The sequence below is a fragment of the Acinetobacter sp. TY2 genome (assembly GCF_046269225.1).
Classification (GTDB): domain Bacteria; phylum Pseudomonadota; class Gammaproteobacteria; order Pseudomonadales; family Moraxellaceae; genus Acinetobacter.
This window is the reverse complement of sequence record NZ_JBJZOR010000014.1, coordinates 80,252-90,204: the sequence shown is the minus strand read 5'-3', so window position 1 is coordinate 90,204 and position 9,953 is coordinate 80,252. Positions and strand designations below refer to the sequence as shown.

General features: G+C 36.5%; 15 protein-coding genes. 3 read left to right on the top strand and 12 right to left on the bottom strand.

The features are described from left to right. Nucleotides 1–57: 57 nt before the first annotated feature. Genes ACK1JC_RS10670 through ACK1JC_RS10640 form a run of 7 tightly spaced genes read right to left on the bottom strand, consistent with a single transcriptional unit; the run spans nucleotide 58 to nucleotide 4,313 of the window. Nucleotides 58–288: a hypothetical protein gene (locus tag ACK1JC_RS10670; RefSeq protein WP_409511850.1), complete on the bottom strand. Its 231-nt coding sequence runs from the start codon at nucleotides 286–288 to the stop codon at nucleotides 58–60. Then, on the bottom strand, nucleotides 281–988 hold the full coding sequence (locus ACK1JC_RS10665) for a hypothetical protein (protein ID WP_409511849.1): 708 nt from the start codon (nucleotides 986–988) through the stop codon (nucleotides 281–283). The genes ACK1JC_RS10670 and ACK1JC_RS10665 overlap by 8 nt, the downstream gene beginning before the upstream one ends. Next, complete coding sequence (locus tag ACK1JC_RS10660; RefSeq protein WP_409511848.1) at nucleotides 985–1,251, bottom strand: hypothetical protein; 267 nt, start codon at nucleotides 1,249–1,251, stop codon at nucleotides 985–987. Before ACK1JC_RS10660 ends, ACK1JC_RS10665 begins: the two co-directional genes overlap by 4 nt. Next, entirely contained in the window at nucleotides 1,248–2,447 is a 1,200-nt protein-coding gene (locus tag ACK1JC_RS10655; protein WP_409511847.1) for a hypothetical protein, read from the bottom strand. The genes ACK1JC_RS10660 and ACK1JC_RS10655 overlap by 4 nt, the downstream gene beginning before the upstream one ends. Continuing rightward, the gene (locus ACK1JC_RS10650) at nucleotides 2,444–3,571 is read right to left on the bottom strand and encodes an ATP-binding protein (protein ID WP_409511846.1); all 1,128 of its coding nucleotides are present in this window, start codon (nucleotides 3,569–3,571) and stop codon (nucleotides 2,444–2,446) included. Before ACK1JC_RS10650 ends, ACK1JC_RS10655 begins: the two co-directional genes overlap by 4 nt. 10 nt (nucleotides 3,572–3,581) lie before the next feature. Further along, nucleotides 3,582–3,854, bottom strand: coding sequence for a putative quorum-sensing-regulated virulence factor (locus tag ACK1JC_RS10645; protein WP_409511845.1), 273 nt, complete (start codon nucleotides 3,852–3,854; stop codon nucleotides 3,582–3,584). Further along, nucleotides 3,855–4,313 (bottom strand): hypothetical protein, encoded by a 459-nt coding sequence (locus ACK1JC_RS10640; protein WP_409511844.1) that lies wholly within the window; start codon nucleotides 4,311–4,313, stop codon nucleotides 3,855–3,857. Between the two features lie 204 nt (nucleotides 4,314–4,517). Here ACK1JC_RS10640 and ACK1JC_RS10635 point away from each other — a divergent pair, with 204 nt between their 5' ends. Beyond that, nucleotides 4,518–4,766, top strand: a complete 249-nt coding sequence (locus tag ACK1JC_RS10635) for a hypothetical protein (RefSeq protein WP_409511843.1) — start codon at nucleotides 4,518–4,520, stop codon at nucleotides 4,764–4,766. Here ACK1JC_RS10635 and ACK1JC_RS10630 read toward each other — a convergent pair. From ACK1JC_RS10630 to ACK1JC_RS10610, 5 genes are all read right to left on the bottom strand, one after another. Next, nucleotides 4,763–4,945: a hypothetical protein gene (locus ACK1JC_RS10630; RefSeq protein WP_409511842.1), complete on the bottom strand. Its 183-nt coding sequence runs from the start codon at nucleotides 4,943–4,945 to the stop codon at nucleotides 4,763–4,765. The genes ACK1JC_RS10635 and ACK1JC_RS10630 overlap by 4 nt on opposite strands. Nucleotides 4,946–5,268: 323 nt before the next feature. After that, nucleotides 5,269–6,153 (bottom strand): DNA adenine methylase, encoded by an 885-nt coding sequence (locus ACK1JC_RS10625; RefSeq protein ID WP_409511841.1) that lies wholly within the window; start codon nucleotides 6,151–6,153, stop codon nucleotides 5,269–5,271. 32 nt (nucleotides 6,154–6,185) lie between these two features. Further along, complete coding sequence (locus ACK1JC_RS10620; RefSeq protein ID WP_409511840.1) at nucleotides 6,186–7,916, bottom strand: AAA family ATPase; 1,731 nt, start codon at nucleotides 7,914–7,916, stop codon at nucleotides 6,186–6,188. Nucleotides 7,917–8,013: 97 nt separating this feature from the next. Further along, on the bottom strand, nucleotides 8,014–8,316 hold the full coding sequence (locus tag ACK1JC_RS10615; RefSeq protein WP_409511839.1) for a hypothetical protein: 303 nt from the start codon (nucleotides 8,314–8,316) through the stop codon (nucleotides 8,014–8,016). Nucleotides 8,317–8,342: 26 nt separating this feature from the next. Then, nucleotides 8,343–9,014, bottom strand: a complete 672-nt coding sequence (locus tag ACK1JC_RS10610) for an XRE family transcriptional regulator (protein WP_409511838.1) — start codon at nucleotides 9,012–9,014, stop codon at nucleotides 8,343–8,345. 122 nt (nucleotides 9,015–9,136) lie between these two features. On the opposite strand from ACK1JC_RS10610, the gene ACK1JC_RS10605 reads away from it, so the two are divergent. Together ACK1JC_RS10605 and ACK1JC_RS10600 are read left to right on the top strand one after the other, a co-directional pair. Continuing rightward, nucleotides 9,137–9,370 carry a Cro/CI family transcriptional regulator gene (locus ACK1JC_RS10605; RefSeq protein WP_409511837.1) on the top strand — a complete coding sequence of 78 codons (234 nt, stop codon included), beginning with the start codon at nucleotides 9,137–9,139 and terminating at the stop codon, nucleotides 9,368–9,370. A 68-nt stretch (nucleotides 9,371–9,438) separates the two neighbouring features. Continuing rightward, entirely contained in the window at nucleotides 9,439–9,936 is a 498-nt protein-coding gene (locus ACK1JC_RS10600; protein WP_409511836.1) for a phage regulatory CII family protein, read from the top strand. The last annotated feature ends 17 nt before the right edge of the window (nucleotides 9,937–9,953 follow it).

The following is a 9,953-nucleotide window of genomic DNA, read 5'->3' as shown; positions in this document are numbered from 1 at the left end:
ATCCATTCACCATGATTATTGCGCTCAACTTCAACCGGCAATAATTGATTAATTTTCTCAATCATGACTTTGCTCCTCATCTAATTCACTTAAAGCATCGTTTGGATCAGTTGCTGTTAATTCAATCTGCGCTAAACAAGCCATATGCCACATGCTTTGTTCCATTGGATGGCTTGATTCGTAAAGATTGCCGTGGCGATCTCCAACATGCTCATAACCAAGGTGCAGATAAAAAGCCTCAGCAAGTGCATGAGTCTGGTCAACAATTTGTTTTGCGGTTCTACTCATGACTTTGCTCCTGTGCTTCGATCATGGCTTTGTATTCCTCAAAATCACAATTTTCAGGATCAGTATCTGTAAGTAGCTCTTGAATTTTACAAGCTGTACGCCACCACTCCATCACACGCGGATTTTTAGATTCAAAAGGGTAAACTGTACTTCTCGGATCTCGCTGAAAAACATTAATTGAAGATGCTAAAAGATTAACTAGCTCTAAAGTCTGCTTAACGATTTCAAAGTCTGAGCGGTATGCTTCTCGACCACTTTCGTCAACAAAACGCTTCTGTTTTTCATGATCAAGAACAACAAAATTTTTAGCAGATTCTTTAAACTCAGAAGCCATATAATTTAAGTGGTAGAGAACAGTGTCTTTTTCATCTTGATGTTTAAAGCCAAGCTCAGGCACTTTATTAAATAAGTAATTAGCTGAAAGTTTCGGCACCAAAACAAAACCTTCATGAGGTTTGGAAAAATTAATAGCTTTTTTCCACATCGCCCAACCTGTATTTACACGGTGCCAAATTTCTGTAGCGTCATCTTCAGAGCTTGGATCTAAATCATCTTTAATGGTGTAGTTGCCTTGATCCATATCAAAAGCCAAAAATTCAAAATGACTTGGCAACCAGTATTTAGATTCAAAGTTTGGCAATTGTTCAGCCCAAAACTTTTGCTTTTCTTGAAGAGTTAAATTTTTCTGAATATCCATCATGCCACCATCCTTTGATTTGCTTTTTTCAGCTCTTCAATAAATTCTTTACCAATCACTAACCAATGATTTAAATAATCGTTCCACAAAATCTGACACGCCTTGTTCATCTTTCCATTTATCCAAAGCACGATTTTTCTGCGTTCTTTGCACATCTTCGGATTGATGCAAACCATTGAGCCATCGCTGTTTTGCTTCGCTTTGTACCCCAACACTGTGATAAACACAGTGAAGAGGGTGAAGTGAGATTTAGGGATTCTTTTCATGAAGCCACCTGCGAACCTTGATTTTCCAATTCAAAGCGACGCTTCTTAACAAGGTCCATCAGCTTTGGTTGAATATCAACGTGACGAGAACAAATTTCAGGTAATAACTCATTTAACTCACGTTCATTTTGAGCATTCTGAATTCGCACCATTAACGAAGGTGGTTGCTCTATATCTACTTCTTTTTGATCATTCAGTTCGATCAATCGCTTATTCATAGCTTGAATGACAGGTTTTCGCTGTTCCTCAGTCCAAGATTTTGTATAGCGAATTTGTGCATTAACTTCGATTGGTGTTTGAGCATTAGCTACTGCGACAAGGATTGCGTCTAAATGCTCTTGATGTTCAGGGGTAGGCTCGCCTTGCTCAACAGTTTCATTTATCAAACTGTCTTCAGAAGTAGTGACATTTTCTTGAGAGATAATCTCAATCTTAGGTGTATATTGCTCTGGATTTAGTTCGGCTAATTTTTCATTAAAATATGTATTAAGATCATTATGCTGATCATCACTCAAAGTGCCATTAGCGGAGAATTGTGCACGGATTTGTATCAAATTTTCAGTTGTGGTTGCTTGGCTGATTTGATGTTCAAACGAGGCATAGAGATCATCAACAGTATCTATTACCACCACCTCAGTAGATACTGCATCAGCCTCCCAAGGCGTATCTTCGCTTTCTACACCTGAAGGCTCAACGTCAGCAATGGTCACAGAGGTATCAGTAGTCTTTTTCCGTGATTGACGTTTTTTTGTTTCAACAGGTTGATCACTGTCTTTTTCTACCGCATAACCTTTTTGAAGATAGATCGTATTTTCAAAACCTAAAACCTTTTGGATCGCCTCGAGCTGTTTACTTGCATTCTCACGATCTCGTTGTGCAAATCCGGCTTTAACATTTTCTACGAGTTGAGTATTGCTACTATAGAACTGAGTTAAAGTAACTCGGTTGAAGTTTTCTACAATACAAACCTCTTGACCATCTACTAATTCATCGAGAGAAAAGGGCTTTAGGAATGTAATGCCTGCTAATTCAATAGAATCAATTTTGATAGAGAACTCATAACCAGGCATTGCAAAAATAGTGGCAGGGAATTGATCCAAGTCATCAAAATCAGCCAATTGATCTACAGCACGACACATGATCTTTTTGCCGGCCATTAATGCAGAAAAAGCTTCATTACCATTTAGAATATTCATGCCGGAGTTCCTTCTTTTGCTAACTTATCAATTTCAGCTTTAACCGCATTTAACTGACTTGATTCGATTTGAGTTAAAGCATCTACACCAAAATGCTCGCATATAGTTTTCACATCGAGACCACGCTCATCGATGAAAGCTTGTAGATCGTCGCGCTGTTGATCTGTCAGACCATTGAATTCAGGCGGGCTAATCCAAGAATCACGTTGAGTGTCGAAAGTACACTTTAAGAATTTGGAGCGTGCGACCATAACTTGGCGCATGTTTTGGTAATAAATATGCTCTTTATCTAATTTCAGCGTTTCAGTAAGTTGATTTAGATCACCTGCATGCATTGCCTCTTCACAGCTTTGCTTCCAATTTTCAAAATCCTCAAGAGCTTTTGCATTTGCAAGTTGAGCAGGTGTAAGGGTATTAATGTGTGCTTTTGCATCTCTGATTAAATCAGCCAAAAATGCAGGATTAACTTTAAGATCTGGAACCCACACCTCACCGGTCTTACCGCCTAAAGCACCTGAGTTTTTCGCATGATGGGTAGGAGATGGATTGAAATTGATCACACGAGCATTTTTACCTTCACCTGTCGTCACAGTAGTCATATAGCCCATGATGTCTGCAATACGATAAAGCTCATTACGATTTTTACCACCCAGCTCAGGTCGATAGATAACTTGATCACCGTTATGGTCTTCCGAGGCATGAGCAATAAAAACAACATCTTTGCCATAGCTTAAAAGCGTGCTGATGTACTGTTTAAACTTCATATTCGCAAGGCCTTGTGCTTTGAGTTTTAGCGTTTGATCTTGTTGACGATTTGTAGAAGTTTTAAGTAGATGGGTTTTAATGGCTTCAAGCATTGCACCAACAGTATCAATAACTACTGTGTTATATGGGGCAAGGTCTTGTTCTTTGATATTTTCAATATCAGACCATTGCTGAACAGGAACTACTGCACCACGACGTAGTTCACCTGTGCGATGTGCACCACGGTCAAAGTCAAAAGAGATAGCATTGTCAGCAGTAAAGCCAAGTGATGTTTTACCCAAACCTGGATCTGCGTAGATATAGGTAATAATTGCGCTGATATTTAGAGCTTGGTCAGCAGGGATAATATTTAATGACATGTGATTCCCCTTAATTATATTTAGCATTGTTATAAGCAATGCGTTGGTTTTTGCTGTAGTGGTTGTCACGCTGAAAGCACGGCTTACTAAACATGATTGCGTCGGCTTGGCGTCTCTTAAATTCAGGAATACCCGGTAATAACTCCAAGCTTTTACGCAAGTTTTTATTCAGAGTTTCAAGTGATAACAACCAAACTACATAGCTAACTTTTAGGTCTTTTAACGCCGTGCCTTTATGTTTGCCAAAGGGCATAACTTCTTGTTTTGGAATATTTGTAGTCATTTAAACGCCCTCCAACATACGGTTTTGAAGGATGTGAGCTACCAACATTGCATTGATAGTCAAATGGTCATTGAAGTCGGTGAAGTCAGAAATCTCATTACCTGAATTGTCATAAGCCTGATCTACCGCAAGGTCTAGGATTTCAGCATTCATGAAATCACTACCTGGTACACCGTAGTTTTCTTCCACAGGGTTGTATTTAAAATTCACATCAAGTGTGAAGCCATCTAAACGAACAACCGCAGTACCTGTATTTTCTTGGAGTGCCATAGCTGCTACAGCATTTTGAGCAGGAGCATGTAAAGGAGTCGCTAACTTGTACTCAGTTACTTGTGGATCGTAAGCAAGTGCGAGTGCACCTGTAGCGAATAAACCGCTGAGAGCAACGATTTTGATAAACCCGAATCGCTGTACACGATGTGTAACAGTAGGGTTGATTGATGTTGGTTTTAGATTCATAATTGCCTCGTTAGTTCAATTAGCCCCGCGTCCTGCAAGATCGTTTGGGGCTTTTGTTTGTCTGTGAGGTAAATATAACTATAGTTATTTTAATAGTCAAGGGTGAAGTTATAAAAATATTACTTTGATTATAATTTTAATAACTGTAATTGTTGTTTTATGTTTTAATAGGCAAAAGAAAACCCACTATCAAAGGTGATAGAAATGAGTATGCAGCTTTCGAATGAAATATTTGAGTGGCGTAAGCAATTTGTTGAAAAACTATTACTGAATGGCGTGAAGCCTGAAGATATAGAGAAGCAGGTACGTGCCGCACAGACACTTATTTTTGGGAATCACATTGGTACGGTAGTGATTGAATGCCCACTGAAGGTTATGGATGAGCTAAAAACCACTCTTTTAGAATTTTCACAAAAGAGTGGTTGCTTAGTGATTTCTAAGGCTAGTTGTTAAAACACGCGCGAACCTCCAGCAACTGGTTTGTGATACACACGCCCCTCATCACACACTTCTTCAATTTCTGCGTGTGATTCTTTATAGGCTTTAACCCAATCAGATGCAGTAGTGTCCTTATTGGCAAGTTTTGATTTTGTAAGTTCTAACGCTAGGGCTTCTATAAGTTTAGGTTTCATATTTTCTCCAGTATTAATAGTTATTTAAGATCAATGTTGGCACAAAGTCTTAAGCTCATAATATCAGGGAAAATATGGATTTATTAAAAAGAAAACCCACGCTAGGTGGGTTTGGATTCAAAGATTTTTATTTCTTCATGTTGACGAATACTACTGTTGCAATCATTGCCGTGACATCGATAAGCAATAGAGATACGAGTGTGATCATAATTCAGAGTGTGTGGGATTTGAGCTTAAATTATAGTTGGTAAGGTATGTTTTATATACACCCTTATTGTTTGTTTTATATAAAAGAAAACCCACACGGGGTGGGTCAAGATAACTTAATATATTGATTCAATATTAAAATCTAATTTCGGTTGTTTATTGGCTGTTGGAATTCTTACAGGCTTAATCGAATCACAATAAATCATAACCTCCGAACCCTTAACTTTGTAGTAAGCACTATAATTTAAAGCATAATCAACTTGTCGATAACCAGTATATATTTCTTTAATTTCAGGACAGTTATCATAAGAAACAATCCATTTTGTTTTTACCTCATCCAATGCATTCCTAATTTGGACATGATCGTCATGGAAGTAGAAATTTCGATATAAACCTTGCCCCTTAACATAATAAGGGGGGTCTAAATAGATTAATGAATCCTGTGGCAGGATAGAGTCAACTTGGCTTAAAAGTTTAAGAGCATCATAATTATAGACGTTAATACGATCTTTATATTCACCAATTTTTTCAATCCGTTTTGACAAATTCTCTTTATGATATCTAGCATCTAATTTATAGTTGCCGTCTTGATGCTTACCACCAATAACACCACCTTTTAAAATTCCAGACCGATTAGTTCTATTTAAGAAAAAAGTAGCAAACCCATGTTCAAGTTGACTATAATCTTCAGGTTTCGCTAATATAGCTTTTTGCTTATGCCATTCATCAATAGTAATTTCTGTATCGTTTACTAGCTTAAGAAAGCATTCAGTATTTGCAGTGACAGATTTCCAAAAATTGAATACAGCCACATCAAAGTCATTTATGTGAATGTTTTTACAATGTCCATTGAAAAGCAAATCAAGAGCTACACCAGATCCTCCCGCATATGGTTCGAGATAGTCACCTGTAAGATTATTAGCCTCCATTAAGTCTTTAACAAACGGAGCAAACTTACCTTTTCCACCAGGATAGCGTAAGGGCGTATGAAATTTATTCATTTATATAAAACTTCTCAATAATCCCGTAAAAGCTAATCATTACCCAAAGCAACTTTAACATAGGAAACTTCTATCTGATAACCGTTAATGAGAATAAATTCTAGTCTAGTATTTAAATCAGAAATGAATTTTTGCTTAATTGATGGATTGCATGATAAGTAGTATCTAAAAGGATTTGTATTCACCTTCTTTAGCATTCTTTGTAGATCTGCGGTCTTATAGAAGCTTTTAAACAAATCGCGAATTCGCTTATGTCCATTTGCAATATCCTGTTTTAATAAAGCAGGAAGGTCGTAATCCTTATCTGGAGTTTCACTTAAATCTAAGCGGTCAAAAATATCTGCCGTAGCTCTTATAAAGACTTCTTTGGTGTATTGGATTTCATTATGCCAAAAGTCGTCATCAGGCGGTAATTTATATAAGAAGTCAAATAAGAGCTGGTCTGGTGGGAGCTCCCCAGGCAGTTTTAAAGCATTTTTATGTTTGCTTATTTGAGCTACATCTGCATCAAAGACAACTAAGCTTTTTATACAAAATTCAGGGATGTTTTTATTCATCAATGATTTGTAGAATTCAGAACCATTGTTAACATCATCAAATTTATTTAGAAATTTATACTGCCTACTTGTGACTAGGGATGCAAAAAAATCACTTGCCTCTTTATCTTCAAAATATACATTTACAGAAGGAAGCTTATTTGATGCAACATCAATTAGAGTTTCAATTTTTAAATCTGCTAGAATTTGTTCCCATCCTATATTCTCATCAATTCTTATTTTTCCATATGTATTTGTTAAGTATAGAACTTTGAACTTACTTTTTTGTTTAGGGAAATTTGATAAATTTTTAACTTCTTCAATAATTAATGGTGAATGAGATGTCATTACTACCTGAATTTTATACTTTTCTGAATATGATTTGATAACATCAATCAAATTTTTTTGTGCTGCAGGGAACAGTCCTGCATCAACCTCATCAATTAAAAGAATACCCCCTTTATATGTGTCACCTAACTCTTCAGAAAGTTTCTTAAATGACATGAGAGCTAATACAATTTGCCCGCAATTATCTTCTCCAACTGAAACAGATTCATGATCATACTTATCATTGTGAGCTACAGCTGACTCCAAAGTCCCCGATGTTGCTGTTAAGTTGTTATTACTTCTTTTACCGAGAATTGTGTTACTTAATTTAATAAATTCTTTTTGATTTTTATCAAGATATTCAATTGACTTAGGATCATACTTTGATCTTTCGGGAAGAGGGATTAATCTTTTTAAGCTTAGGTATATGACTGGATGAGTAACATTTCTACTAGTATTGGTTGTAAAGTCAGTAGTTAAATTTCCTCTTACAACTGTCCGAAAATCCCTGCCAGCAGTATTTGTCATTGTAAGAGATAAGCTGTCAATTTGTTTACCTATTAGTGCGTCATAAAGGGAATAATTACAGTCCAATTGGCCTGGTAGATCAAATTGCTTTGATAATCTGAAATGCTCGCGGAATTGAGATGTAAAAAGTTTTCCAATTATCGTTCTATAATCTACTAATTCATTTTCTTCATTTTTGTATTGAAGTTTTTCACCATTAGCATAATTTGTTTCAAAGCTAAATATTTGAGCAATTAGTCCTAAAATTGTAGATTTTGCAGTCCCATTTTTACCACAAATAACAGAAATACTGTTACCCAAATTAATTTCAATATTTTCTAAACTTCTGAACTGATTTACATGAAGTTTATTTAGTACGGTACGATCAAACATGTTATTCACTTTTGTATGCAATAAAATAATTTCTAGCATTAAATCTGCTTCAGGTTCGCAGTTATTTAATCTAGCCAGCAAAATTGATCAGGTCCATTTATGCCTCAGAATACTTTTCTAAAAACTCATCTATCCATCCTTGTGCCAACTCAAGATTGGTAATGTCAGCCAGCTTTAGATTGGTTTCTTCTGCTTCGTTAAAGCCCTCAATAATGGCTTCAAAGATATTGGCTTCGTTAATAACTTCCTGTGCCATTTCAGCAGCGTCATAGCTCTGCTTGGCTTTTTTAAGTGACGTTATCTGCTTATCAATTCCTGCGCCAATTTTTTCTAATGCCTGTTTAAATTCTTGACGATTAATTGTTAGCGCAGTTTTAGATTTATTGAGAGTTCCAATCATAATGTTCTCTTTTTAGGAAAGTTTAATTACCCAGCTCGCCAAATTTGACGTCCTATTACTTTGAAATTTTTACCATTTTCTTCTGTAACCAACTTATCTCTATATTTCTCATTAAGGCTATGGAGTATTAAAGAACCATCAGCTTCTTTAAATATTTGCTTAATCATGCCTTCACCAGCTAAATACACAGCATAAATCTCGCCATCTATAATATCTGTTTGGGCTAAATTAATTCCCACCAAGTCACCGTCTTTAATGAAGTCAGCCATGCTGTCGCCTTTAGCTTTAATAATTTTCATTGAATTTTCAGTGACATTTTTTGCTTTTAAAAACGAAGGTGGGAAGGGTATTTTTCCATTTATAGCATCGAAGTGAAATTCTATGGATTCACCAACACCACAAGAAAAATTAGCCTCAACAACATCTATCCAAACAAATTCATTGTCAGACCCATGTTCAACAATGGTTGGTTTGAGTAAGTCATTTTCTCCAAAGCTATCATCATCCCCACCTGTGGTAAGCCAATATGGATCAACACCGAGGAACTGAGCAATCATTGGGAGAAATGCTGATTTTTGGTTTCTGCCTGATTCGAGCGCTTGATATGCAGGCTGAGATATTTTGACGGCTTCAGCAACTTCAGCTTGCGTCTTACCAGCTTTCTTCCGAGATTCTTTTAAACGGTCTTTAAGAGTCATGACAAACACCAAATTTCTTTAAGTAAATATATAACCTTAGTTATAAGTAATCAAATAACTATAGCTATTGACTATTGATAACTACAGTTATAATATTGGTTATATTTTATAGGAATATAACCATGCCTGAATCTATAGATAATAAATTCCAAATGCTTGTAGCCCACTTTGGTGGACAAGAAAACACCGCCAAAGCTCTTGATGTGAAACAACCCGCAGTATCTGGTTGGGTTTGTGGCACTAAAAAAATGTCTGAGCGTGTAGCTATTCGTGCACAAGTTGCCACAAAGGGTGAATTCAAAGCAGTCGAACTCTGCCCATCTTTAAAAGGAATTTTTGAGCAATTAACCGCCTAAATCCCTTAATCGAATTATCACTCGGTCAATGTTTTAAATAAACGTGAAAGAAAACAAGGATTTCACAAATGGAAATTAATTTAAGCCGTGAAGCACAAAATGCAATTTGGCAAATGATCAGCAAGACACCGGGTTTTACACCAAAGGATATTGCTCAAGTCGTCGGGGATTCACATAACACGATTTGCAATTACGCAAATATCAATATGCCTAACCATCTGCCAAGTTTAAAAAAGCTCGAAGCTATCCTGTATTACACACAGAACCCTGCGCTATTAAAAATTTGGGCGCATGAACTTGGCTTTGCTTTGGTACCTGTGACTTGTGACCGTAGTAAGCATCATGAATTGTCGATCTTTGAGGCAATGATGCAACACAACATTAAGTCAGGAAAAGCGAACAAGGTTGTTTATGAGGCGTATGAAGATGGTGTTGTTACACCACAAGAATATGAAGAAATTCATCAATTGACTTTGCATCTAATTGAATTAGCAACCGCAGTTGATCAAGCAGCTCTTAAGCAAATGAAAAAATATACGTCAGGATCTGAAATGGAAAAAGCCTGATGGATGAGATCAGGCTT